Genomic DNA, 24,489 nt, shown 5'->3' with positions numbered 1-24,489 from the left:
GTGTACCCGCAGAAAATCCCGAGTTCGTGGGGCTAAATCGCCACGACGCCCTTCGTTCGCAGATGCAACGCGGAGGCGTCGTCGTAGCGCCACGTCACGTCGGCTCGGTTGTCTTCCCAACTCCACGGGTCGGCGAGTACGAGGTCGCCTTCGGTGACCCAGCTTCGTCTCCGCATCGTGCCGGGAATTCTGCCGACCCTGTCCTTTCCATCGCTGCATTCGAGGCGAACACCTCCGAACCCGGAAAGTTCGGACACCACCGCGAACACCTCGGTCCCCGTTGGCAAGCGAATCGTCGGCTGCCCGGATTCAGAAGTCATCCAACTCTAATGGAACCGGAGCATGATAAATCATGGTATGTTGTACCAAACTGTGAATCGAACGTCGTATTTCAGTGGACGAATGTCACACCGGGACACCGTGGCAGGGGTCGGTCGATTCGAAGCCCTTATTTATCCCAGCGGGAAAGTGAGGGATGCGTTTGAGGGCTCGTAGATCAGGGGTAGATCACTCCCTTGGCATGGGAGAGGCCCCGGGTTCAAATCCCGGCGAGTCCACTCACATCCTTTCGGTCGTTTCACTCCCTCCAGTCGTTCGTGGACTCGCCGTACTCCCACTCGCTCCGCTCGCGGGAGTCCCGGCGAGTCCATCAATTTCTGTCACCACCACCCTACGAGGCGTGCCTCCGTCAGGAGGCCGCCGAGTCAATTCTGTGGTGACTGAACTGATGCCTGTTCGAGACGGGATTTGAACTCCTGAAAGTCGCGCACAGCGAACGCAGTGAGCGAGCACGTCTTTCTCCGGGTTCAAATCCCGGCAAGACGGAGTCTTGCCGTACTCCCACTCGCTGCGTCTGCGGGCGACATGAAAGTCGCCCGCATGGCCAGTGAGACGACTCTGTCGTCTCACATTGCTCGCGGGAGTCCCGTGAACTTCGTTCACGACCTTCGCAAACCATCCGTTTGCTCAGTCCCGGCGAGTCCATTTCTGAACGAAGTGAAGAAATTGACGAGCTGAGCGTCCACAGGGCGGGCGCGTGAATTTGAACTCCTGAAAGTCGCGCACAGCGAACGCGCTCATCGGTGCAGTTGCAGTTGGAGGGCTCACTGCGGCCGGGCCCCTTGGTGGAAGATAACCAACACCCGTCACTCCCGTATTCGAAACGGGCTGGGTGTGGTAGCTGTCTGCTTTCCTATCGGGTGCCCCGGATTCCCACTCCGTAACACGCAAAGCGCGTACAACTCCACATCCAACATCTCCACAGCCTCTACTGGCCGCCCAAATCTATCCCCAACGTCGCCCCACGCCACGACAACTGACGCCGATTCCTCGACAATCCCACGCAGAAACGCATCATTCTCCGACCCAACCGGGTCGTCCACTTCTTCCAACCGGGCAGGCTCCTGCGAAACGAACCCGAACAGATTCCCGACGACGAACCGCCCGAACCCCCATCGCGCTGAGAATCCCCGAACCAGCCTGAGCGTCTGGTCGTCTCGAAACCCGTCGCCGACACTCGGATTCGCCATAATCCAGCCAATCGTCGGCTTCGAGTCGTCCCACTCGCGCCAGAGGGAGTACCGATACAGACCATCGGCGCTGCACACCGCCCCCATGTCGGTGTACGTCTCGTTGGAACTCCGCTGGACGACCAATTCGGACGACTCTCCACCTCCCTGAACTCCAATAGTTCGAGACATCTACCCCCACAGAGACGCGCCCAAGCCCGAATACGGTTGTGGCACCTCGACGACAGCCCAATCCGAGCATCGGAGGCCTTTTCAACCCAAAGCGGTGAGAACAACGCAGACGGCACGGTTGGAAAGCACCTTTCGACTCGCGTGGTTTCCACGTGAGCCATACGCTGACTAACCTAAACCGTCTGCACTTACAACTGCGAGCGACGGCTCTTCTCGACGGAGACACTCATCTCTGGTAGACGTTCGCGGCGACAGATATATGTGCAACGTTCTCATATAGCACGCTGTATCGTTATGAAGCCGTGCCAAAGCTGTCAGGCGGTCATCGACGAGTACATCTTGGACAAACAACTCGAAGCGCTGCGCGACCTCACAGTTGACGACTTCTACGTCTGCGCGGACTGTACGACCATCGTTGCCGATGCCTGTGTGGAGTGCGGCGGGGGCGTCTACGTCCCTCGGAGCGAATCTGACACGCCCGACTACTGCCCTGCGTGCCGGTCCGACCTCATCAGCCAGACTGGTCAGGACCCCGGGTGGAACTGCGATGCTGTCTCGACCTGAGCGGTAACACGCTCTCGACACCGCTTTTCTGCGACTACAATCGAATCGAGCGACGGCAAGAGAGGCGTCAGGGGGTGACACGAGAGACGCGTCACAACGGTTTTCCACGGCGACGCCAACGTTTCGGTCATGAAACTCGTCTCCGTCGCCGCCCTCGCCGACGACAACGTCATCGGAATCGACGGCGAACTCCCGTGGCCGAGCATCCCCGAGGACAAGCGACAGTACCGCGAGCGAATCGCTAACGACCCCGTGATTCTGGGGCGAAAGACGTTCGAGTCGATGCTCGACGACCTGCCGGGGAGCGCCCAAATCGTCCTCAGTCGAAGCGAACGGGAGTTCGACACGGACACCGCCCACCACGCACGAAGCGTCGAAGAAGCGGTCGAAATCGCCGAGTCACTCGGCGCGGAGACCGCATACGTCATCGGCGGCGCTGGAATCTACGACCTCTTTCAACCGCACCTCGACCGGATGGTGCTCAGTCGGGTCCCCGGCGAGTACGAGGGGGACACCTACTATCCAGAGTGGGACGAAGACGAGTGGGAACTCGAATCGGAGACGGAGTACGACCGATTCACGCTGCAAGAGTGGGTCCGAAGCGACGAGTAATCTCGTCCGAGGAACTCGGTTGACGAACTCGCTCGACCAACTTATGCGACCACTCACTCGACCAACTCGACCAAGAACTCACGAACCGTGTTCGCCGTCTCGTCCCACGAGTTGTGCTCCGAAAACCGCTCACGTGCCGCGAGCGATAGCGAGACGAGACGTGTCCGGTTCCGACAGAGCGGCGCGACGAAATCGGTGATCTCTGACGGGTCCGACGGATCGACAAGAAAGCCGTCGCGGCGATGCGTGACGAGTTCCTGTGCGCCGCCGTTGGTCGAGACGAGCGCCGGGAGGCCGAAGCCCATCGCCTCCAACGCGGCGATACCGAACCCTTCGTACTGCGACGGCTGTGCGAAGAGGTGTGACCGACGAAACGTGTCAGAGAGGTCGTCGTCGGAGAGACGCCCGGTGAACATCACGCGGTCGGCGACGCCCAATTCGGACGCGAGTCTTCGAAGCGCCTGTTCGTAGCGGGCGTCCACGGCCGCCCCGACGACGGCCAACTCCCAGTCGCCCGGCACGCGCCCGAGTCCGTGAACGAGTCCGTGGACGTTCTTCCGCGGTTCGAGGTTGCCGACGGTGACGATTCGAAGCGGTCCCTCTTCGGCGCGCGCCCGAATCGTCGCTTCGTCGAGCGGGACTCCCGCGTCCGAAAACCGGTCGCCCGACGGGAGTGCGATGACGCTCTGTCTCGGTGACGTTCGGGTCTCGACAGTGGCTCTCGTCGTCTCGCTGTTGAACACGAACGCATCGACAGAGCGCAGGTAGCGAGTTTCGATACCTTTCCGCAGTCGTTGTCGCCACGGATGTTGCTGCTCCATCGCCATGAGGTGGTGGACGACGGAGACGATGGGCACGTCATCGTCGAGACGAGAGTTAACGAACGCCAGCGACGGGTGGCACAACTCGTCTTGGAGCAACACGTCCACGTCGAGGTCACAGAGTCGTCGTGTGGTTGCAAAATTGTCGCGCAGTCGGTGGACGTAGGGGCGCTCGGGAAGGGAGATAATCGTCACCTGGTCGCCCGCCGCACGAAGTCCACGGACGAGTTCGAAGTCGTAGCGGTAGCCACCTGAACGGGTGTCGAGCGGCCCGTAGATGACGAATCCAACGTGCACGTTAGACCGTCGTCTCGTACGTCGCACTCGCGGTGTCGTCCTCCCAAATCTGGACGGAGACGCGCTCGGTCCCGTCGAGGGTCGCGGCATCGACGAATCGCTCGCAGACGAACCGTGCGAAGCGTTCGACGCTCGGGTTCTTCCCTTCGAACTCCGGCAGGTCGTTCATCGTCTCGTCGCGGTATCGGTCGAGCGTCCCGTCGAGGGCGGCTTTCACGTCGTCGATATCGACCAGATAGCCGAATTCGTTGAGTTCAGAGCCAGAGAGTTCGACTTCGACGAGAAATGCGTGTGAGTGTAATTCCCCCTCAGGACCGGGGTTCGGAACGGTGAGATAGTGCTGTGCGATGACCTCTCTGCGAACCGACACGCGATACATACTCACCTCAATTACTGCCGTAGGTAAAGAGGATTTGCACGGCTTCGTCGGGGTCGTCTTCGAGCAACTGGTAGGCCTGCGGCGCGTTCGACACGTCGATTCGGTGGGTGACCAGCGCGTCGAGCCGAAGGTCACGCAGGTGGTCCCACGCGAGACCGAACCGTCGGTCGGTGTCCCACCGTCCTCGGAGGTCGGGGTCGATAGTGCTCACCTGACTGCTCTCGACGTTGATGCGCGAGCGATGGAATCGCCCACCGAGGTCGAGCGTCGCGGGTTTCGTGCCGTACCACGACCCGACGATGACGCGGCCGTGGTATCGCGTCACGTCGAGCGCGTCGTCCAGTGCGCTCGGGTTGCCCGAGAGTTCGAACGTGAGGTCCGAGCGGCCGAACTCGTCGTCGCCCAACTCCTCGGGGGAGCGTGCGCGGTCGGCACCGAATTCGAGTGCGAGTCGTCGTCGCTCGGGGATTCTATCGACGACGGTGAGCCGTTCCAGCGGGAACTTCGAGAGGAGCGCCGTCGTCACGAGACCGACGACGCCCTGTCCGAAGACGGTGACGCGCTCGCCGATGAGCGGGTTGCCGTCCATCACGAAGTTGACCGCCGTCTCCATCGTCGGCAAGAGAGCGGCGCGCTCGTCGCTCACGTCCTGGGGGATGAACCTGAGCGACTGCGGTTCGGCGAGAAATCGACTCTCGTGGGGGTTGAACGCGAAGACGCGCGTGCCGACGAGCGACGGCGAGATATCGTCGCCGACGCGGTCGATTTCGCCGACGGCGGCGTAGCCGTACCGAAGTGGAAACGAGAGGTCGCCGTCGAGCGACGTGATGGATTCGTCGGCCGAGAGCGACGTGGGTGCTTCGCCGCGGTAGATGAGGCGTTCGGTGCCAGCGCTGACTGCGGAGAGGCGGGTCTCGACGCGGACTTCGTTCGAGTCCGGGTCGGGCACGTCGCGGTCACGGACTTCGACGTGTTTCGGTCCGACGAAGTAGACTGCCCGCCCGCGCATGGGTTAGTCGTCTGCGATTTCTGCGGGTTCGGTTGCGAATTCGACGGTCGTTCCAAGATGGCGGCAGTCTTCGAGCGCGTGCTTGGCGGCGAAGCCTGCTTCGTGGGCGTTCGAGGCGGTGCCGACGCCGACTTTGAGTTCGACGTCTGCTTCGGCTTCGACGTGTTCGATGGCCGCGCGGTAGTCGGCCTCGGAGAGGTCGGGCGTCACAGAGATGATGTTGTCGCCGCCGACGAAGAACGAGAGCGCGCCGTGTTCTTCGCGGAGGTGGCGCATGAGCGATGCGTAGCCCTGTTCGATGTGGATGAACGTATCGAACTCGTTGAGGCGGTCGGTGTACTTGCCCGTCGCGTCGTTCACGTCGAAGTGAGCGATTTGGACGTCGCCATCGGTGCGGTCCGCGTCGGGAATCGTATCGCCCGCGAGGACTTCTCGACGGTCGCCGTCTTGTGCGCTGCCGGCGCGCTGGACCACGTCGGTCGCGCGTTCGAGGGCGACGGCGGGGTTCTTATCGACGCCGACACCGAGGCTAATCGTCACCGGGTAGCGGTTCCCAATCGACTCTTGCAACAGTTCGTGGTCGGCGTGGTCCAACCCGTTGGTGACCGCGACCATGTTGTCGAAGCGGGTAAAGAAGACGTACCCGTCCCGAGCGCCGACGAACTGTGCCAAGTCGGCAAAGAGTCTCGACTGGAGCGTCTGGAGGTCCATCTCCCGCCGTGGGTCCGGCGTGACCGTCCACGGCCCGTAGTTATCGATTTGGACGAGCGTCAGCTGCGTGTTCGTCACGGTATGTGAGTGGAGGCAAGCGCATATCGTTCTTTGGTTCTGCGACGACTGAACCGGTTGTACAGAACGTCGCCCGAACCGACTGTTTTCGACCGTTCTCGTCCGTTATGCGCGGAATCGACTCGCTGCCATATCGAGTACCACCCACACGACGAGCCACATGCCGATGCCGAGAAAGACGATGGCCGTCGTCGAGAGGAGCGGCATGGCGTCCGCCATCGACGACACCAGCGAGTACGTCAAAAAGAGTGCACCCACCGCCACCACCAGCCCGAACACCCCCATCGCGGCGTTGCCCGTCGCGGGCCGGCGAACCCGTCCGAGCAGTTGTCTCCCAGTCGATACCATACATGGTGTACGTTACCAATTAACATAATTGTTCACAGGCGAAGCTTCAACCGGGGAGCGTCCCTACCGGGGACCGATGCAGTACCGAGGGGTCGTCCTCGACGTCGATGGAACGGTCGTTCGCGGTGAGACAGCGATTCCCGGCGCGCTCGACGGACTCGCCGCGATTGCCGAACACGGTGCGAAGCGAATCTTCGTCTCGAACAACCCGGTCAAGGCACCGCCCGCCTACGAAGAACGATTGGCACGCGCCGGTATCGAGGTCGATGCGAGCGAAATCGTCACTTCGGGGACAGCGACCACGTCGTACCTCGTCTCCAACCACGCAGACGACCGGGTGTTCTGTCTCGGCGAACCCGGTCTCTGCGACCAGCTCAGCGACGCCGGCTTGGAACTCGTCGCCGCGGACGACAGCCCCGACGTCGTCGTCGTCGGCATCGACCGCGACTTCCACTACGACGACTTGCGAGACGCCCACGTCGCACTCCACGACGGGGCGCTGTTCTACGGCACCGACCCCGATATCATCATCCCGACCGACGAGGGCGACGTTCCGGGGTCGGGCGCAATCATTCGCGCCGTCGCTGGCATCGCCGACCGCGACCCCGATGCGATTCTCGGCAAGCCGTCGCCGGTCACGCAGGGACTCATCCTCGATATGCTCAGTGTGGCTCCCGAAGACATCCTCGTGGTCGGCGACCGCCTCGACACCGACATCGCACTCGGCATCGACGCCGGGATGGACACCGCGCTCGTGAAGACCGGCGTCACTGACGACGAAACGCTCGCACGAAGCGAGTACACGCCGACACACGTCCTCGACTCGCTCGGCGACTTGCGGACGCTCTTGGTCGAGTAACCGACGTTCAGCCGTGCGAACGTGCTCCTCGAACTGGTGATTGTCTCGGGAACGATATCTTGTGTGATAATGTCTGACAAACCTTTTTATAGTCCGGAACGAAGGGATGAGTATGGAAGAGCCGAACAGTCCGTATTTCCGTGACCAAATCGACGCGACCACCGATGACCCAGTCCGTGACCGAGAAGTCATCATTATGGAGGGCCAAGCGATGAGCCTTCGTGCCTACCGGCGTCGAGAAGTAACACCGTACTAGCGGTACTGCGGTCGCTCACCGACTGTCGCTACTTTTGAAAAAAGAACGTACGCGCGCAGTTAGAACGCGTCGCCGACGACGGTGATGTCTGCGTGGAGGTCCGTCTTGAGCGCGTCGTGGACGTGGCAGATGTCCTCTGCGAGTTCCGTAATCTCTGCGAACTCGTCGTCCGAGAGGTCTGCTTCGACGTAGATGTCGAACTCGATGTCCGTCAGGTCGTCGGAGTCGTCGAGTTCTGCGTCGGCGTCGATCTGCACCTTGCCGAGTTCGTCGTTACCCGTCTTCTGCCCGCCGACACGGAATGCGGGGAGGAAACAGGACGCGTACGTTGCGACGAGCGTCGCGTTCGGCGTCGGTCCGGTCTCGCCGAGTGCGTCGATCTGGAGGTTGAAGTCGCCAACCTGACTCGTACTTTCGAAGCCTTCCTCGCTGACAGTAGAGGTCTGAATGTCGGACATTCGTTTTCTCGGAGGAATTGAATGCTCCTAAATCTTGTTCACTCGCGCGCCGAGAGCGAGACCTGAACACGGCGACGGATGTCGATTTTCTGCGGCGAATGTTACTGGTATCTACGACAGATTGGACACCCTTCGGACCAACGGCACCACCTGTTCACAGAAAAATGGCGAACCGTGCGGCGGTTCGAACGCGACCTATTCGAGCGTGAACGACTCGTCGCCGTCGAGGACGTGAACCTCGGCGCTGCTGCCGGCGGCTTTGACCTCCTTCTCGAAGTCGTCGATGTCGATTTCGATCGGCGGGAAGGTGTCGTAGTGCATCGGGAAGACGTGGTCCACGTTGAGCCAATCGGCCGCGACTGCGCCCTGCCACGGTCCCATCGTGTAGTGGTCGCCCACCGGGAGCGCCGCGGCGTCGGGTTCGTAGTACGCACCGAAAATCTCGCGCATGTCCGTCATCAGGCCGGTGTCGCCGGCGTGATAGAACGTCGTCGATTCCTCGTCCGAGTTCTGAGTCGGTTTCGCGTCGCTAATCATGTAGCCGCCCGGCACGCCGGCGTCGAACTCGTAGCCCGTGTTGATGCCGTTCGTGTGGTCCGCCCGGACCATCGAGACGTAGGCGTCACCGAGTTCGACGGTGCCGCCGATGTTCATCCCAATCGTCTCTTCGACGCCCATCTCGTCGCCGACGTAGCCGACGAGTTCCGGTGTCCCGACGACGGTCGCACCCTCGAACTCGCCCGCGTGGGCGATGTGGTCTGCGTGGCCGTGCGTCAAGAGGACGTAATCCGGCGTCTCGACGTCGCTCGGGTCGAGCGACGTGAACGGATTGTCGAAGAACGGGTCGATGAGAAGCGAGGTGTCTCCGACGGTGACGTACCACGTGGAATGGCCGTGCCAGGTAAGTTCCATAGCAGGCATAATTACTGGCGAAATACACAAAAAGGTATTCGCAGGGGGCGGTCTGGCCGGTTCCGTCGGGTGAAGACGCCGCTATTCGTCTTGTTCGTCCAACAAGATTTGCTGTGCCTCGGCAACCAATCCATCTGTCTCTAACAAGGCGTCCGAGTCGAGCGAGACGATCGTTCCGACGCCGTCCGAGACGACGAAGTTCATCTCCGTGACGCCGGTGAAACACTTCGTTATACAGACCAGCTCGCCGTGGTCTTCGGAGAGCAAATTTTGATACACGGGGCGCATGAGCGACTCCATTCGAGAGTCGTCAACTGCGTCTTCGAACCCCTGTTCGGTGTATTCGTCGGCGACGTCGTCGCGGAGGTACACCACGTTGAACGAGTCTCTGTCGTACATGATGACTCCGCGGAGATTCCCGTTCGTGTGTTCCTCGAAATACGATTTGAGACGAGTTGCCAGACGCAGAGCCATACTGAGTATTGTCACCATGATACATAGTCTCCTAGGCTGACGATTCGATGAGTTCAGATGCCACCCGAATTTTATCAACCGATAGTCACGTAGTGAGGGTATGTCTCCACAGGACGAGTCGTACTGGCAGAACACGAACCAGCGACGGCGATTCGACGAACGTCGCGGGAGACTCGACGTGTGGCTGGATGCACTCATCTACTTCGGGCTTGGCCAGCAACTCCTGCTCGCCTTACCGAGCCTGTGGATAGTCTTTCAGACACTTCGAACGCCCGTCGCGGTGAGCACCGCCGCAATCGTTTCTCTGGCCGCAACATCGCTGACGATTGCGGTATCCCGGCTCGGTCTCGTCTCGGTGGGACCACCGTGGACCCGAATCGAGGAGAACAGTCTCGGACTCGGGCGGGATGCTGGATACGGCTTTCTCGTCCGACGCGCGGCCGTCTTGAACGCCACCTTGGGGCTTTCGACGTTCGCCGGCGCGTTCGTCGATGCGAACGGCGGCGGGTTGCTCGGGTCAATCGTCGTCTCCGGCGGACTCACGGCGGGTGCACTGCTCGCGCTGCCGACGGCCCGGGCCGCACCCCGCGCTCAATCACTCGCCGTCCGCGCGGGCTATTACGCCGTCGCACTCGCCACCATAGCTCTCTACGGGCAGGTGTTCGACCTCTCTATCGGTGCGCCGTCGGCCGCCTTCGCGTTCGGTCTCGTCTGTCTGTTCGCCGGCCTCGACCTGTGGATGGACCGATAACTGGTCGGCGAATCGCTCTCGTCCGGCGATTCGAAACCCGGTGGGAAACGAGAGAGTGTAAAAGCCTATCACGCCTGCATTCGACCCGTCGGCCATGCACCACGTTCGATTCCGCGACCCCGCAGGGGCAGTTCGAAGCGGCGAATGGCACGGCGATTCGGTCTCGTTCGGTGGCGAGACGTACGACCTCGACGAAGTCGATATCCTCCCGCCGTGTGAGCCGTCGAAAATCGTCTGTATCGGCCGCAACTACGCCAAACACGCCGAAGAGCGCAACGAGGACGTACCGGACCGCCCGATGCTCTTTCTCAAACCGCCGAACACACTCGCCGGCCACGGCGACACCGTCACGCTCCCCGCAGGAAAGGAGAACGTCGAACACGAGGCCGAACTCGGCGTCGTCATCGGCGAGCAGTGTCGCAACGTCGCGGCCGAAGACGCCGACTCGGTCATCGCGGGCTACACCATCCTCAACGACGTCTCGAACCGCGACGACCAGGACATCGAGAAGAACTGGGTTCGCGGGAAGGCGTTCGACGGTGCGGCACCCATCGGTCCCGTCGTCGCCGACCCAGACCACCTCGCTGACGACGCGCAAATCTCCCTGCGCGTCAACGGCGAGACGCGCCAAGACTCCAGTATCGACTATCTCATCTTCTCGATTCCGGAACTCATCGAGGAGATTACGACCTACATGACGCTCGAAGCGGGCGACGTCATCTCCACGGGCACGCCCGAGGGCGTCGGCCCGCTCGAAGACGGCGACCACGTCGAAGTCGAAGTCGAGGGCGTCGGCGTCCTCGAACACGACGTGCGACAGGAGTAAGGTCGAGACACAGACGACAACGCATAAGTTTAGGCTAACCTAAGTCGGTTCGAATGCGACTGACGCGACGGGATGCGCTGGCCGTGCTCGCCGGTCTCGGACTCGTCAGCGGCGGGGCGGCGCTCGTCGAGACCTTCGACCCGCCGACTGCGGACGGACAACGCGAGTCAGCGAACGTCGATACCGTGGCGACGATGGTCGCCGCGGGCGAAGTCGTCTACCCGAACGGCGTCGAAGGCGTCGATGAGTTCGTCGAAACCTACGTCCTCGGGCGTGCGAGCGACGACGACCGAGAGTCTGGCTTTTCAGAGACCGCCGCCGACCTCGACGCCGTCGCCCGCGACTGGCACGACGCGCCCTTCGCCGAGCTGGACGCCGAGACGCGTGATACGCTTCTTCGACAACTCGGGACCCCCACTGCGGACCCCGTTCCAGACGGAACGCTCTCCGAACGGATTCGGTTCCACGTCGTGAACGAACTGCTCTACGCGTTCTACGCGTCGCCGACGGGCGGCGAACTCGTCGGTATCGAGAATCCAATCGGCTACGGTGGCGGGACCGAGAGCTATCGGCGAGCGTCGATGGACGAGAGGGCGGTGGACGGCGGCGTGAGCGACGAGGTGGACGATGCCTGAGCAACGCGACAGGACGCCCGTCTCAGACGCCGACGTGTGTATCGTCGGTGCGGGACCCGCCGGCGGGATACTCGCGCACCGACTCGCCGAGGCGGGCGCGAACGTCGTCGTCCTCGAAGCGGGACGCCGGTTCGACGAGAGCAGGCGGAATCAGCTAGACCGGCACATCCGGCCCGGACTCGGGAACCCGTGGGAGATGGGCGGACCGCGCGACCGATTCACATCCACTGGCGATGCGTTCTACCCGCTCAACGCGGCGCGAGTGAAGGGCGTCGGCGGGACGACGCTCCACTGGCAGGGGATGGTGATGCGACTCCACGAACGGGATTTCGAACTCGAATCCCGCCACGGCGTCGGCGTCGATTGGCCGCTCTCGTATTCGGACCTCAAACCCTACTACGCCGAGGCCGAGCGCGAACTCGGCGTCGCGGGCGCGGTCGATAACCCCTACGCGCCGCCGCGAGACGAACCCTATCCACTCCCCGCGTTTGCACCCTCGCACAGCGACTCCATCTTCGCGGAGGCCTGCGAGCGACTGGGAATCGACATGCACTCGGTGCCGAACGCGCGCAACTCCGAACCCTACGACGACCGCGCCCCGTGCCAAGGGTTCGGGACGTGCAAACCGGTCTGTCCGTCGGGCGCGAAGTACACCGCCGAATCGCACGTCGAGAAAGCCGAGCAAGCGGGTGCGACGGTCATCGACCGCGCGAGAGTTCGGCGACTCGAACACGACGAGACCGGCGAGCGAATCGTCGCCGCGGCGTACACGACACCGGACGGCGAGACGCACCGACAGTCGGCGAGGCAGTTCGTCCTCGCCTGCGGTGGCGTCGAAAACGTCAGATTGCTCCTGCTCTCGGACTCTGACCAACATCCCGACGGTCTCGCCAACTCCTCCGGTGTCGTGGGTAAGTTCTTCATGGAACACCTGTTCGCGGGTATGGGCGGCCGACTCGACCGTGACACGCGACAGAATCACGTCGGCTTCAACACCAGCGAGTGCCACCAGTTCTACGACGACGCCGACCCCGTCAACGGCATCAAACTTGAATTTCTCAACTACGCCGGGCCGTCGCCGGTCATCGACGCCCTGAATGCGGAGACGTGGGGTGACGAACTCCTCGGGGAGTTGCGAGACTCCTACGGAACCCACATCTCGATGGGCGCGCTGGTCGAACAACTCCCGCGCGAGGACAACTACATCGCGCTCGATACGGAGACGACCGACGACCTCGGCGACCCGGTTCCCGATGTCCACTGGTCGGTCGATTCGAGGACCAAAGATGCGCTCTCGCGGGCGAACGAGATTCAACGCGAGGTACTGGCCGGACTCGGCGTCGATATCGAGTGGACGGTCGGCCCCGACAACACCGGCCCGGCGTTCCACCACATGGGCACGACGCGAATGGGCGAGAACCCCGAATCGAGCGTGGTCGATGCCGAGGGACGCACCCACGACTGCTCGAATTGCTGGATTGCCGGGTCGAGCGTGTTTCCGACGGGCGGAGCGATGAATCCGACGCTCACCATCGCGGCGCTCGCGCTTCGAACCGCAGGGGCGATTCGAGAGGCGCTCGACGCCTGAGTTCTCACGAAGCGGAACGTCGAAGCGGAGTACGCATCCTTAAGAACCGCGACCCGCATCCTTCGACCATGCAACCACGGGACCTCTCCGCCCACGCACCGTACGTGCCCGGCCGGGGCACAGAGGAGGTCGCCCGCGACCTCGGACTCGACCCCGACGACCTGACGAAACTCTCGTCCAACGAGAACCCACACGGGGCGAGTCCGAAGGCCGTCGAAGCCATCGAAGACGCCGCGCCGACGGTGAGCGTCTACCCGAAGACTTCGCACACCGACCTCACCGAGGAACTCGCCGCGAAGTGGGACCTCGAATCCGAACAGGTGTGGGTCTCGCCCGGCGCCGACGGCTCTATCGACTATCTGACGCGCGCGATGCTCGAACCCGGCGACGAGATTCTCGAACCGCACCCGGGCTTTTCCTACTACTCGATGAGCGCCCGCTACCACCACGGCGACGCCAACCAGTACGAAGTCTCGAAGGCGGCCGACTTCGAGCAGACCGCCGACCTCGTCCTCGATACCTACGACGGCGAGCGCATGGTCTACTTGACGACCCCGCACAACCCCACGGGCGCGCTCTTCCCGACCGAGGAAATCGAGGAACTCGCCGAGTCCGTCGATGACCACACGCTCATCATCGTGGACGAGGCCTACGCCGAGTACGCCGACGAACCCTCGGCTATCGAACTCCTCTCTGACTACGACAACATCGCCGTCCTCCGAACGTTCTCGAAGGCGTACGGACTCGCCGGTCTCCGCATTGGCTACTCCTGTGTGCCCGAGTCGTGGGCCGACGCCTACGCCCGCGTGAACACGCCGTTCGCCGCGAGCGAAATCGCCTGTCGCGCCGCGCTCGCCGCACTCGCAGACCCTGACCACGTCGAGAAATCGGTCGAATCGGCGAAATGGGCACGCGACTACCTCCGTGCCGAACTCGACGTGCCGACGTGGGAGAGCGCCGGCAACTTCGTCCTCGCGGAGGTCGGCGACGGAACCGCCGTCTCGGAGGCCGCCCAGCGCGAGGGCGTCATCATCCGCGACTGCACGAGTTTCGGGCTTCCCGGTTGCGTCCGCGTCTCCTGCGGCACCGAGGAGCAGACGAAACGCGCCGTCGAAGTCCTGAACCGAATCGTCTCGGAGGTGCCGACGGCGTGAGAGTCGTCGTGACCGGAACCCCCGGAACCGGGAAGACGACGGCGACGGCGCGCGCCGCCGACCGACTCGATTCGGACGTTATTCACCTCAACCAACTCGTGAAAGACGAGAGTCTGTGGACCGAACGCGACGAGGAACGCGACACCCTCGTGGTCGATATCGACGGCGTCCGCGACCACCTCGGCGACTGGGACGGCATCGTAGAGAGTCACCTCGCCCACCACTTCGAGGCCGACCGCGTGGTCGTCCTCCGGTGCCGACCCGACCTGCTCGAAGAGCGACTCATCGAGCGGGGCGAACCCGAGGCGAAAGCCAGAGAGAACCGCGAGTCCGAAGCCCTCGACGTGATTCTCGGCGAGGCCGTCGAGTTCCACGGCGAGGAGTCGGTGTACGAAGTGGACACGACCGACCGCGACCCCGACGACGTGGCCGCCGAACTCGTCGCCATCGTCGAGGGCGAGCGCGAGCCGAGCGCCGGCACGGTGGACTTCATCGAGTACCTATGACGTTAGACCAATACCGCGATACCGCCGACAGACTCCTCGTTCCGTTCGTGAGCGCCGCCGACTCCGTCGGTCTCTCGCCGAACGGCGTGAGCGTCATCGCCTTCGGGTTCGCCGTCGCCGCCGGTGGTGCGTTCGCGCTGGCAGAGCCGATGTGGTACGCACTCGGCGCGGTTTTCGTGTTCATCAACGGCTGGTTGGACCTCGTCGATGGCGCGCTCGCCCGCGAACAGGGCGTCTCCTCGAAAGCGGGCGACCTACTCGACCACGTCCTCGACCGCTACGCCGACATCGTCATCCTCGTCGGTCTCTCGGCCGCCAGCGGGTCGTTCGTCCTCGGTCTCGCCGCCGTCACGGGCGTCCTCATGACTTCCTATCTCGGGACGCAGATTCAGGCGGTCGGTCTCGGACGCGCCTACGGTGGTCTCGTTGGTCGCGCCGACCGATTGGCACTGATTGGTCTCGTCGGTGCTGCCTCCGCAGTCTACCCGGCCGCGATTGGCGCGTTCACGCTCGTCGGGTGGTTACTGGTCTTCTTCGCCATCATCGGCCACTTCACCGCGCTCCAGCGGTTCTGGGGTGCGTGGAGTGACCTGACGTAAGAAAAACTGAGTTTTCTCCTGACGCGCCTTCGACTCGTTTCGTCACTGATTCTGTAATCCGAGTCCGAACAGCCGAGATGTTGCCACCGAACGCAACTTTATATATTTTAGTCCGTCACTGATTGTCAAAGACAATCGAATGTTGTTGGTGGCTAAAGTCCATTAACAATTCAACAATTGGAGAGAAAATAACGACAATGTCAACTTCAGAATGGGGCGGCGTTCGATGGTAACCGACGCCGACGTATTGGGCACGCGTGAGGAACCGGAGGCGGAAATCGACGACCAGATGGTTGCGAACGCACAGGGCGCACTCGACGTGGTTCGAACGATTTCTTCGACCGTGGACGACCAACTCGGCGAGATATCGCGTCGGACGGAGACGCAAGCGTCGGACGCGACTGTCGTCGTCGAGGACGTCTCGGAGCTTTCGGCGACTATCGAGGAGATAGCCGCGACATCGACGGAAGTCAACGAGAAGTCCGAGCGAGCGGCCGAAGAAGCCGAGGCGGGGTGGTCGTCGGCTCAGGAGGCCAGAGCGGTGATGCAAGACGTGCGCGCCGTCGGCAACGCCGTCGCCGACGAAGTAGAGTCGCTCCAAGCGCAAGTCGAGCGAATCACCGACTCGCTCGAAGGTATCGACGCGATTGCCAGTCAGACGAATCTGCTCGCGCTCAACGCCTCCATCGAGGCGGCGCGAGCGGGGAAAGAAGGCGATGGCTTCGCCGTCGTCGCCGACGAGGTGAAGAGTCTCGCCGAGGCGGCACAGGACCAAGCCGACGAGATAGACACGGTGCTCTCGGAGGTTCGCGGCGAGACGGACCAGACGGTCGAACTGCTCGAACAGGCAGTCGAGGAAATCGACCGCGGGACGGGACAGGTCGAAGAGACGATGGAGCGTTTCGAAGCCGTCACCGACGCTATCGAAGCGACGGCCGAGGGGACGCGTTCGGTGTCGAAGGCGACCGACCAACAGGCGGCCACCTCGGAAGCGGTCGCCCACCGCGTCGAGCGAGTCGCCGAGAGCGCCGACGAGATAGAACGAGAGGTGACGACGATTCGGAACGCCCGCGGCGAGCAGACGACGATGCTCGGTGAGATTAGCGACGCGCTCGATTCGGCCTCGGCGGCCCGAACCACCCGGCTTGCAGCGGGGGATGCGATTCCGACCGGCGTTCCCGGCCTCGACGAGCGATGCTCTGGCGGCTTACTCGTCGGGGGGCGCGCAGTCCTCAAACACGACGGCGACAGCGGCGGGGCGAAATTTATCGCCCAACTCTGTGCGGCAGCGCTCGCATCGGGGCGTGCCGTTTCGCTCACGCCGCCGCCGGGGTTGGACCGCGACTTGCTATCGACCGCACTCGGTGCCTACGACGAGACGCTCGACGGCGTCCTCCGCTCGAATCGACTGTTCGTGCTGGACGCCTTCGGCACGTGGCCGTCGAGTCGGAACGTCTTCGATATCGAACGCGAGTCGCTCTCGGCGGCCAACGAGAAGACGGTCGAACGGCGGGACGCGCCGCTGCTCATCGTCGGCAACATCGCGGGCGAAATCGAGGTGATGGGCGAATCGGCGGCCCGGGAGGCGCGGTACGCGAACGACGACGGCACGTTCCGAGACGACGACACCGTGCTCAACGTCATCGACGAATCGGTCGTCAACGACCAGTTCGGCGCGTTCTACGCGGGTGCGGCCGACCAAGTGATTCGGACGTTCGACGACGGGCGCGGGTCGAAGCTCGAACTCGTCGCCGGGCCGGGCACCACAGATGGTCGGACCCACACGATACAACTCCGCGACCGACCGCCGTTCGTCTCGATTCACTGATACGCGTCCGTCACTCGATTCACTCGCCGACGGCGTGCCTTTTATACGCGGCGGCGCGGTACGTGAGGGTATGCCTCAGTGCGAGATGTGCGGCTCCGACAAACCCTCTCTGAAGAAGGTGAAAGTCGAAGGCGCAGAACTGCAACTGTGTGATGATTGCGCCAAATTCGGCACGGAGGTGCGCACAGAGTCCAGCTCGTCCAGCGCGAGCACAAAGTACTCCACCTCCTCGTCCAGTTCCAAGACGTCTCGCGCGTCGAGCTCGTCTTCTTCCTCGTCGTCCAAGCGGCGTCGCCGCGACATGTTCGACGACATGGAAGAGATTGCGACGGACTACGACAGCCGAATCCGACAGGCCCGCGAGTCTCGAAACCTGAGCCAAGAGGACTTGGCGAAGTCGCTCAACGAGAAGGCGAGCCTCATTCGCAAAATCGAACGCGGCGACATCCTGCCGCCGGACACCGTCCGAAAGAAGCTCGAACGCAAACTCGATATCTCGCTCGTCGAGGGCGCGAGCGACGACGACTCCGAGTGGTCGAGCGGCGGGAGTCGAAAGACCACCCTCGGCGACGTGGTCAAACGCAAGGACTGACCGAACCGCTCGTCTTTCATCATTATTCTTGGCTAAACCCCTCAGAGTGGCAACGACAGCCCCGAAGACCAATTTATTAGTCGCCGCAGGTCCCAGACAAATGTGTGTTCATCCTGGTCAACCTCAAGGCCTATCCGTGCGACCCAATCGAAGTAGCAGAAGCCGCGCGCGAGGTGAGCGAGGACTCCGGCGTCCGCATCGCCGTCTCCCCGCAAGCCGCCGATATCAGCCGCGTCGCCGACACTGGCGTCGAGACGTGGGCCCAGCACGTGGACCCTAACGGCTACGGGAGCCACACTGGGAGCACGCTCGCCGAAGCCGTCGCCGAAGCGGGCGCGGTCGGGACGCTCATCAACCACTCGGAGAACCGCCTGAAGCTCGCCGATATCGACGGCTCGGTGCGGGCCGCAGAGCGCGCCGGACTGGAGACCTGCGTCTGTGCGAACAACCCGGCACAGACCGGGGCGGCCGCCGCACTCGGTCCCGACTCGGTCGCCGTCGAACCGCCGGAACTCATCGGCGGCGACGTGTCCGTGTCCACTGCCGACCCCGATATCGTCAGCGACGCCGTCTCCGCGGCCGCCGCCGTTGACGAAGACGTTGACGTGTACTGCGGCGCGGGCGTCTCCACTGGTGACGACGTCGTCGCCGCCGGTGACCTCGGGGCGACCGGTATCCTCCTCGCCTCCGGTGTCGCCAAGGCCGACGACCCGCGCGCCGCGCTCGAAGACCTCGTCTCGGGCCTGTAAGCGAACCGTCTCAACTTTTCCGACGCTCCGCTCGTCAGTAGATTCATCTTCTCAATCTGTGTCGGGTACAGATGCAATGAGCGACGGGCAGGAATCCGACGAGGGAGGCAAAGAACAGATGGGAGTCGGTATCGCACTCGGCATCGGCGTCGGCGTCGCACTCGGTGTCGCGCTCGACAATATTGCGATGGGTGTCGCACTCGGCGTTGCGGTTGGGGTTGCGATGGGCACTGCGTTATCGAACCAGTGAGTGGGGAGAAGCAGGGAACTCGTCTCTAAGGAGCCTTACTCGTCGGATTCGTCGAGAAAGGACTGTTCGATGGCTTCGACCGTATCGCGGAGTTCGTCTTCGTCGAGCAAGTCGGCGTACTCCTCGCGGACGAGCGCCGGCAGCGCGTACTCGTAGAGGCCACGACCAGCGTGCCGGATGAAGCCTGCTTTGCGGAGCGGTCGGTTGTGACTGTACGCGAGCGACTGGGAGGCGGTTTCACCGGCCGCGACGTGTGCGCTCAGCGGGTCCGATACCCCGACTTCGCGGTAGTGAGCGAGCATTCCGAGGTGTACCTCGCTGAGGACGCCGACGACGGCGGTCATTCGGTCCACCACGTCGCGGCGGGATTTCGCCCCCGGCGCGGGTTGGAGGTCCGCGGGTTCGAAATCCCCCATGTCGAACGCGTCGTCCCACTCGTCGCTCTCGTCTTCGGGAACGAGACCGTGTGTCGGCCACGCCGGACCCGCTGGCGGTTCGAGCGGTGGGCGAGACTCGCGTTCGGCGTACGCGTCGGCGACGTCGGCGTCGCCCGGTTCCGCCTCGGCCGTCGCTTCTTCGTCCGCACTGCCGTTGTACTCCGCGAGCGCGGCCTGTTTCTCCTCGGGGCGATTGAGGTTTCGACCCGCACCGCCGCGATAGGGCGCTTCGGCCTTGCGGAACATCGCCTGGGCGAACTGGTCGGCCATCCGCGAGAGGTCCTGTGCCTCTTCGAGGTCGGACTTGAGCTGGCGAATCGTCGCCTCGCGCTCTTCGAGTTGCTGGCGTAAGTCGGCGATTTCGCTCTCGCGGCGCTTCTTTTCGTCCGAGATACCCCGAAGGTCGGAGACGAGGTTGCCGTCGATAGATTTCAGGTCCGGGCGCTCGAAGTCGTCGAGTCCGGGCGTCGCCCCCGCGTCGAACGTCTGCTTCTTGTGGAACTGGACGCGGCGAATCGACTCGGACCAGTCGGTGACGAGGAATCCCTCGCCGTTGCCCATATCTTCGATGGCGTCAGCGTACTCCGACCCCAAGATACGGCCGACGACTTTGGTGTCGTTTCGCCACGTCAGGCGGTGCCAGACGAGCCAATCGCACTGGGTGATGAAGTCCTTTTTCACGTCGGCCGGGCGCTGTGAGATACCGACGACGCCCAATCCGTGTTTGCGTCCGCGCTTGCCGATTTTGATGAGCATCTTCCCCGCTTCGTCCATCCCGCCCTTCTCGGGGATGTACTCGTGGCACTCTTCGATGAGCATCAAAAACGGTTTCTTGAGTTTCTTCTCCTTGGCGAAGAGGTGTTTGGCGACTTCCGTCACCAACTCGTCGGCGGCGGCATCGTCGAGGTAGCCGGAGACGTCGAGGATGATGGGGACGTTCTGTTCGAGCGCGAGCGTGGCGAGGCGTTCGGCGTGTTCGGGGCTGACCTGAATGTCGCACTCGTCGTCCGCGCCCGCGTGGAGGAGTTCGAACTCCTGTTTGAGTCCGTAGTACTCGCCGTCCGTATCGACGATGAGCACCGGAAAGTTCGACGAGAGCAGTTTCTCGATGATGACCGACGCCGTGTTCGACTTCCCGGACCCGGATTTTCCCGTGACGAATCCCCGCCCGGTGAGGATATCGACGACGGGCAAATTGACCGTCGTTCCCGGTTCGTCCGTTCCCTCTCCCCCTGGGCCGTCGCTAATCTCGGCAACCGAGATCGTTTCCGTGTCCGAATCCGTCATCCGGTTTTCCTCTCAGTCTCGGGGGGCATAGTTCCTGCCCTCTGCGGGGAGTGAATCTTTATCACACCACCGGGTTAGTTCGGAACATGACTGCCGGGGGCGAAGCGATTGCGGTTCTCCACGTGGACGACGACGAGGCGTTCGCGGAACTCGTTGCCGTCCATCTCGAACGCCACTTCGACGACGCGCGCGTCGAGACCTGTCGAGATGGGTCCGAGGCCGTCGCGCGATTGGAGACCGAAGCTATCGACTGTATCGTCTCGGACTTCCAGATGCCGGAGATGAACGGCGTCGAACTGCTCGAAGCGGTTCGAGAGCGGAGTGACGTCCCCTTTATCCTCTTTACAGGCCACGGATCAGAAGAAGTTGCGAGCGACGCGATATCGGCCGGCGTCTCGGATTACGTACAGAAGAACCCCGGCGACGACCAGTGGCTCTTGCTCGCTAACCGAATCGAACGCGCGGTCAGAGAGCACCGTGCGGTCGCCCAGCGCGACGAATCGAACCGACGGTTTTCGACGCTCGTCAAAGCACTCCCCGGAATCGCCTATCGTTCGCGCGTCGAACGCGGCTGGCCCGTCGAGTACGTCTCCGAAGGGTGCCGCGAACTCACCGGCTACGGCCGCGACGAAATCGTCTCGGGAGAGGTCTCGTGGGCGCGGGATATCGTCCACCCGGACCATCGCGGTGGTGGCTGGAAAGAGATACTCGCCGCCGCAGAGAGTGGCGAGCGCTACGACAGAACGTACCAGATAATCACGCGAAGCGGCGAAGAGCGGTGGGTCCGCGACCAGGGTCTGGGTGTCGCGGTCGATGGCGAAATCGTCGCGGTCGAAGGTTACGTCTTCGACGTGACCGAACCACGTCGTCAGGTGGACGAACTCCGGGAGAAAGAGTCGCTGCTCGACTCGCTGTTCGAGAACATCCCCGTCCACCTCTTCGCCAAAGACGAACGGGCGAGACACGTGCGCGTGAGTTCGGCAGTGGTCGAAGACCCCGACTCGTTCGTCGGAAAGACCGACCCCGAACTCACCGCACCCTCGGGCGAGTCGCATCGGGAGAGAGCGTACGCTGACGACCTGTACGTCCTCGAAACCGGCGAGGCAATCCTCGACAAAGAAGAGTACATTTCGAGTCAAGACCGATGGAACCTCACTTCGAAGGTTCCGTGGATCGACGACGACGGCGAGGTGATGGGAATCATCGGCATCGCCCGTGATATCACCGAGCGCAAGCGCCGAAAACAAGAGATTATTCGGCAGAACGAACGCCTCAACGAGTTCGCAAGCATCGTCTCGCACGACCTTCGAAACCCGCTCAACGTCGCTCGTGGCAACCTCGAACTCGTTCGGAGCGAGAGCGACCACGAGCGATTCGAGACGATAGCAGACTCACTTGACCGGATGGAAGAGATAGTCGATGACGTGCTCTCGATGGCGCGAGACGGTCCGGACGTACTCGACCGAACGCCGGTTCGACTCGTCGATGCGGTCGAAGAGGCGTGGCAGGCGACCGACTCCGCGAGTGCGACACTCGAGACGCCCGAACCGCTGGGGACCATCCACTGCGACGAGGCGCGTCTCATCCGACTCTTAGAGAACCTGTTTCGTAACGCGGTCGCACACGGTTCGGCGGGCGACTCGGAAGCCAACGAGACGGCGGTGACGGTTCGCCGACTCGCGGACGACGTTGGATTCGTCGTCACCGACGACGGTCCTGGTATCCCCGAATCGGACCGAGAACAGGTGTTCGAGCGCGGCTATACGACCGACGAGACGGGCACTGGATACGGACTCGCCATCGTCGCCGACATCGCCGACGCCCACGGCTGGGAGACTCGAATCTGCGAGGCCGACACCGGCGGGGCACGAGTCGAAGTCGTGACCGGCAACGAACTCGGTCCCGCGCCTTCGACTCAGTCGAACTCGACCAACGACGACTGACCGCGGCGTTTTGGGGCTGATGCGGCCGTATCGTCGTCGGACATCGGTTCGTCCGAGTTCGAACGCTCGTCGGCTGGCTCGTCGGAACCCCCCGAGTTTGATACCGAATTCTCCGAGTCCGTCTTCGAGTTCCAGCTATCGAGGCTGGACTGGTCCATCTCGGCGAACGAGAGGTTCGACACGCGAACGCCGAGTTTTCTGACGCGGTCGTCTTCGAACTCGTCGAGCAGGTCGAGTGCGACCGACTCCACGAGGTCCGGTTCGTCAACTGGACCCGGGAGCGACCGAGCGCGAGTGTTCCCCTCGAACGGCGGGACGATGACCTTGATACCGATAGTTCGGTACATCGCCCCGCGTGAGCGCGCTCTGTCGGCCACGTCGCGGGCGAGCGCGCGAACGACCTCCTGCTTGTCGGCCATCTCGGTCGTCGGTTCGGTAAACGCGGACTCCCGCGAGAGACTCTTGGGGCGGCCGGTCGGCGTCACCGCTCGGTCGTCGATGCCCTTCGCTCGTTCGTGGAGTTCGCGCCCGCGCGACCCGAACCGCGATTCGAGTGTCTTCGCGTCCGCGTCGGCGAGGTCACCGGCGGTTTCGATGCCGAGTTCGCCGAGTTCGCGCGCCGTCACCGGGCCGACGCCGTGGACGTCGTGAACCGAAATCGGCGCGAGGAAGTCGCGGACTTCGCCGGGGCGAACGACTGTCAGTCCGTCCGGTTTGTCGAAGTCGGAGGCGACCTTCGCGGTGGACATGTTGGGTGCGACGCCGATGGAGGCGGTGACGCCGACCTCGCGCTCGATACGCTGTTTGACGTAGCGGGCGTACCCTTCGGCGAGGGTTCGGTCGCCCGCCGGCACGAGGTCCCACGCGGTTCGGTCGGTCACGTCGAGGTACGCCTCGTCGATGCTCACTTCTCGGACGACATCGGCGCAGTCGTGGAGAATTTCCTTTACTTCGGCGGCGACTTCTTTGTAGAACTCGATATCGACGGGGCGATAGTAGCCAGCCTTCTCGGGGTCGTCGTCGGGACCGATATCTTCGAGTCGGGGGAGGCGGTCGAGCGCCTGCGAGATGGGTTGGGCGCTCTCGACGCCGAACGCGCGGGCTTCGTAACTCGCGGTGGCGACCGCACCGTGGCCCTCGCCGGGTTCGTAGCCCATGCCGACGACGAGCGGTTCGCCCGCGAGGTCGGGTTCGCGCAGTCGCTCGCAGGCGGCGTAGAAACAGTCCATATCGACGTGGAGGACGATACTGTCGGAACGGTCGTCGGTCTCCGTCCCGGGCAGTGTCTCTCCGGCCATCGTGTGGAAGCAGAACCCGAGGGAACCTCAAAGTTCAGATAGTGCGGTGAAAGTGAACCGACAGAGGGGATGCGAGGTTACTTGAGGCGTTCTTGCAGGAACGACGGGTGCGCGGCGGTGACGCCGTCGATAGAGAGAATCTCGTCGGAGATGACGTCACCCAGCGCGTCGCCGTCGGGTGCCCGAACTTCGGCCATGAGCATGTGGTCGCCCGAGGAGGTGTAGAGCGACTCGATGTCGTCGAGGCGCTTGAGCGCGCGCGTCGCCTCCACGTAGCGTTCGCTCGCCACGTCGATACCGACCATCGCAATCGACTGGCCGGCGAGTTTCTTCGGGTCGATATCGGCCGAGTAACCGATGATGACGCCGTCGTCTTCGAGCTTTTGGATGTACTTGCGCACGGTTGGCTTCGAGACGCCCGCCCGCTCTGCAATCTCCGAATACGACGCTTTCGCGTCTTGCTCCAAGACCGAAAGTATGCGACCCTCTGTAGCGGTCGAATCCATACCCGAGGATTTTCACAGGAGAGAAAAATATCTTCCGGAAACGCAAAGGCTTCTCAGTTACG

29 protein-coding genes and 1 tRNA gene are annotated in these 24,489 nt (G+C 62.9%); 17 read left to right on the top strand and 13 right to left on the bottom strand.

The features are described from left to right. Positions 1-32 precede the first annotated feature (32 nt). Complete coding sequence (locus ACFQJC_RS09945) at positions 33-320, bottom strand: translation initiation factor eIF-1A (RefSeq protein ID WP_390223175.1); 288 nt, start codon at positions 318-320, stop codon at positions 33-35. Between the two features lie 165 nt (positions 321-485). Here ACFQJC_RS09945 and ACFQJC_RS09940 point away from each other — a divergent pair. Next, positions 486-557: transfer RNA gene (locus ACFQJC_RS09940), tRNA-Ala, on the top strand. 588 nt (positions 558-1,145) lie between these two features. Here the strand turns inward: ACFQJC_RS09940 and ACFQJC_RS09935 are convergent. After that, a complete protein-coding gene (locus ACFQJC_RS09935) occupies positions 1,146-1,700 on the bottom strand; it encodes a DUF1643 domain-containing protein (RefSeq protein ID WP_390223174.1) in 555 nt (184 codons plus the stop codon). Positions 1,701-1,994: 294 nt separating this feature from the next. Here ACFQJC_RS09935 and ACFQJC_RS09930 point away from each other — a divergent pair, with 294 nt between their 5' ends. Next, positions 1,995-2,264 carry a DUF7571 family protein gene (locus tag ACFQJC_RS09930; RefSeq protein WP_390223173.1) on the top strand — a complete coding sequence of 90 codons (270 nt, stop codon included), beginning with the start codon at positions 1,995-1,997 and terminating at the stop codon, positions 2,262-2,264. Positions 2,265-2,393: 129 nt separating this feature from the next. Then, positions 2,394-2,876 carry a dihydrofolate reductase gene (locus ACFQJC_RS09925; protein WP_390223172.1) on the top strand — a complete coding sequence of 161 codons (483 nt, stop codon included), beginning with the start codon at positions 2,394-2,396 and terminating at the stop codon, positions 2,874-2,876. A gap of 53 nt (positions 2,877-2,929) precedes the next feature. Here the strand turns inward: ACFQJC_RS09925 and ACFQJC_RS09920 are convergent, their stop codons facing one another. From ACFQJC_RS09920 to ACFQJC_RS09900, 5 genes are all read right to left on the bottom strand, one after another. Then, on the bottom strand, positions 2,930-3,994 hold the full coding sequence (locus ACFQJC_RS09920; RefSeq protein WP_390223171.1) for a glycosyltransferase family 4 protein: 1,065 nt from the start codon (positions 3,992-3,994) through the stop codon (positions 2,930-2,932). 1 nt (position 3,995) lies between these two features. Continuing rightward, entirely contained in the window at positions 3,996-4,373 is a 378-nt protein-coding gene (locus ACFQJC_RS09915; protein WP_390223170.1) for a 6-pyruvoyl trahydropterin synthase family protein, read from the bottom strand. 7 nt (positions 4,374-4,380) lie between these two features. Beyond that, positions 4,381-5,382 carry a zinc-dependent alcohol dehydrogenase gene (locus ACFQJC_RS09910; RefSeq protein ID WP_390223169.1) on the bottom strand — a complete coding sequence of 334 codons (1,002 nt, stop codon included), beginning with the start codon at positions 5,380-5,382 and terminating at the stop codon, positions 4,381-4,383. Between the two features lie 3 nt (positions 5,383-5,385). Continuing rightward, positions 5,386-6,171, bottom strand: coding sequence for a GTP cyclohydrolase III (locus ACFQJC_RS09905; protein ID WP_390223168.1), 786 nt, complete (start codon positions 6,169-6,171; stop codon positions 5,386-5,388). A 105-nt stretch (positions 6,172-6,276) separates the two neighbouring features. Next, positions 6,277-6,519 carry a hypothetical protein gene (locus ACFQJC_RS09900; protein WP_390223167.1) on the bottom strand — a complete coding sequence of 81 codons (243 nt, stop codon included), beginning with the start codon at positions 6,517-6,519 and terminating at the stop codon, positions 6,277-6,279. A gap of 76 nt (positions 6,520-6,595) precedes the next feature. Between ACFQJC_RS09900 and ACFQJC_RS09895 the strand changes: the two genes are divergently transcribed. Together ACFQJC_RS09895 and ACFQJC_RS09890 are read left to right on the top strand one after the other, a co-directional pair. Beyond that, positions 6,596-7,378, top strand: coding sequence for an HAD-IIA family hydrolase (locus tag ACFQJC_RS09895; protein ID WP_390223166.1), 783 nt, complete (start codon positions 6,596-6,598; stop codon positions 7,376-7,378). 112 nt (positions 7,379-7,490) lie between these two features. Next, positions 7,491-7,634 carry a hypothetical protein gene (locus ACFQJC_RS09890; protein WP_390223165.1) on the top strand — a complete coding sequence of 48 codons (144 nt, stop codon included), beginning with the start codon at positions 7,491-7,493 and terminating at the stop codon, positions 7,632-7,634. 59 nt (positions 7,635-7,693) lie between these two features. Here ACFQJC_RS09890 and ACFQJC_RS09885 read toward each other — a convergent pair whose 3' ends face one another. The 3 genes from ACFQJC_RS09885 to ACFQJC_RS09875 form a co-directional block, all read right to left on the bottom strand. Continuing rightward, on the bottom strand, positions 7,694-8,092 hold the full coding sequence (locus tag ACFQJC_RS09885) for an OsmC family protein (RefSeq protein WP_390223164.1): 399 nt from the start codon (positions 8,090-8,092) through the stop codon (positions 7,694-7,696). 195 nt (positions 8,093-8,287) lie between these two features. Continuing rightward, complete coding sequence (locus tag ACFQJC_RS09880; RefSeq protein WP_390223163.1) at positions 8,288-9,004, bottom strand: metal-dependent hydrolase; 717 nt, start codon at positions 9,002-9,004, stop codon at positions 8,288-8,290. An 81-nt stretch (positions 9,005-9,085) separates the two neighbouring features. Next, on the bottom strand, positions 9,086-9,478 hold the full coding sequence (locus ACFQJC_RS09875) for a DUF7522 family protein (RefSeq protein WP_465261454.1): 393 nt from the start codon (positions 9,476-9,478) through the stop codon (positions 9,086-9,088). Positions 9,479-9,578: 100 nt separating this feature from the next. On the opposite strand from ACFQJC_RS09875, the gene ACFQJC_RS09870 reads away from it, so the two are divergent. The 11 genes from ACFQJC_RS09870 to ACFQJC_RS09820 all read left to right on the top strand — a co-directional run bounded on the left by ACFQJC_RS09870 (position 9,579) and on the right by ACFQJC_RS09820 (position 18,956). Then, positions 9,579-10,229, top strand: coding sequence for a hypothetical protein (locus ACFQJC_RS09870; protein ID WP_390223161.1), 651 nt, complete (start codon positions 9,579-9,581; stop codon positions 10,227-10,229). 94 nt (positions 10,230-10,323) lie between these two features. Continuing rightward, positions 10,324-11,055: a fumarylacetoacetate hydrolase family protein gene (locus ACFQJC_RS09865; RefSeq protein WP_390223160.1), complete on the top strand. Its 732-nt coding sequence runs from the start codon at positions 10,324-10,326 to the stop codon at positions 11,053-11,055. A 53-nt stretch (positions 11,056-11,108) separates the two neighbouring features. Next, the gene (locus tag ACFQJC_RS09860) at positions 11,109-11,690 is read left to right on the top strand and encodes a gluconate 2-dehydrogenase subunit 3 family protein (RefSeq protein ID WP_390223159.1); all 582 of its coding nucleotides are present in this window, start codon (positions 11,109-11,111) and stop codon (positions 11,688-11,690) included. Further along, a complete protein-coding gene (locus ACFQJC_RS09855) occupies positions 11,683-13,278 on the top strand; it encodes a GMC family oxidoreductase (RefSeq protein WP_390223158.1) in 1,596 nt (531 codons plus the stop codon). Before ACFQJC_RS09860 ends, ACFQJC_RS09855 begins: the two co-directional genes overlap by 8 nt. A 68-nt stretch (positions 13,279-13,346) precedes the next feature. After that, positions 13,347-14,432, top strand: a complete 1,086-nt coding sequence (hisC, locus tag ACFQJC_RS09850; RefSeq protein ID WP_390223157.1) for a histidinol-phosphate transaminase — start codon at positions 13,347-13,349, stop codon at positions 14,430-14,432. Next, the gene (locus tag ACFQJC_RS09845; protein ID WP_390223156.1) at positions 14,429-14,938 is read left to right on the top strand and encodes an adenylate kinase family protein; all 510 of its coding nucleotides are present in this window, start codon (positions 14,429-14,431) and stop codon (positions 14,936-14,938) included. Before hisC ends, ACFQJC_RS09845 begins: the two co-directional genes overlap by 4 nt. Further along, entirely contained in the window at positions 14,935-15,537 is a 603-nt protein-coding gene (locus tag ACFQJC_RS09840) for a CDP-alcohol phosphatidyltransferase family protein (RefSeq protein WP_390223155.1), read from the top strand. The genes ACFQJC_RS09845 and ACFQJC_RS09840 overlap by 4 nt, the downstream gene beginning before the upstream one ends. A gap of 226 nt (positions 15,538-15,763) precedes the next feature. Continuing rightward, entirely contained in the window at positions 15,764-17,365 is a 1,602-nt protein-coding gene (locus ACFQJC_RS09835; RefSeq protein WP_390223154.1) for a methyl-accepting chemotaxis protein, read from the top strand. Between the two features lie 70 nt (positions 17,366-17,435). After that, on the top strand, positions 17,436-17,957 hold the full coding sequence (locus ACFQJC_RS09830) for a multiprotein bridging factor aMBF1 (RefSeq protein ID WP_390223153.1): 522 nt from the start codon (positions 17,436-17,438) through the stop codon (positions 17,955-17,957). A 104-nt stretch (positions 17,958-18,061) separates the two neighbouring features. Then, positions 18,062-18,706, top strand: coding sequence for a triose-phosphate isomerase (gene tpiA / locus ACFQJC_RS09825; RefSeq protein ID WP_390223152.1), 645 nt, complete (start codon positions 18,062-18,064; stop codon positions 18,704-18,706). 76 nt (positions 18,707-18,782) lie between these two features. Continuing rightward, positions 18,783-18,956: a glycine zipper domain-containing protein gene (locus tag ACFQJC_RS09820; RefSeq protein WP_390223151.1), complete on the top strand. Its 174-nt coding sequence runs from the start codon at positions 18,783-18,785 to the stop codon at positions 18,954-18,956. Between the two features lie 35 nt (positions 18,957-18,991). Here ACFQJC_RS09820 and ACFQJC_RS09815 read toward each other — a convergent pair whose 3' ends face one another. After that, positions 18,992-20,680, bottom strand: a complete 1,689-nt coding sequence (locus tag ACFQJC_RS09815) for a helicase HerA domain-containing protein (protein ID WP_390223150.1) — start codon at positions 20,678-20,680, stop codon at positions 18,992-18,994. An 86-nt stretch (positions 20,681-20,766) separates the two neighbouring features. Here ACFQJC_RS09815 and ACFQJC_RS09810 point away from each other — a divergent pair, with 86 nt between their 5' ends. Continuing rightward, positions 20,767-22,623 (top strand): hybrid sensor histidine kinase/response regulator, encoded by a 1,857-nt coding sequence (locus ACFQJC_RS09810; RefSeq protein ID WP_390223149.1) that lies wholly within the window; start codon positions 20,767-20,769, stop codon positions 22,621-22,623. On the opposite strand, the gene dinB is transcribed toward ACFQJC_RS09810, so the two are convergent. Together dinB and lrpA1 are read right to left on the bottom strand one after the other, a co-directional pair. After that, positions 22,596-23,921, bottom strand: coding sequence for a DNA polymerase IV (gene dinB, locus ACFQJC_RS09805; protein ID WP_390223148.1), 1,326 nt, complete (start codon positions 23,919-23,921; stop codon positions 22,596-22,598). The two genes, ACFQJC_RS09810 and dinB, sit on opposite strands and share 28 nt — an antisense overlap. Before the next feature lie 77 nt (positions 23,922-23,998). Then, positions 23,999-24,427, bottom strand: coding sequence for an HTH-type transcriptional regulator LrpA1 (gene lrpA1, locus ACFQJC_RS09800; protein ID WP_390223147.1), 429 nt, complete (start codon positions 24,425-24,427; stop codon positions 23,999-24,001). Between the last annotated feature and the right edge of the window lie 62 nt (positions 24,428-24,489).

This window comes from Haloferax namakaokahaiae (assembly GCF_042663225.1).
Lineage (GTDB): Archaea > Halobacteriota > Halobacteria > Halobacteriales > Haloferacaceae > Haloferax > Haloferax namakaokahaiae.
The sequence above is the reverse complement of the archived record's forward strand: the minus strand, read 5'-3'. Positions and strand labels throughout refer to the sequence as shown.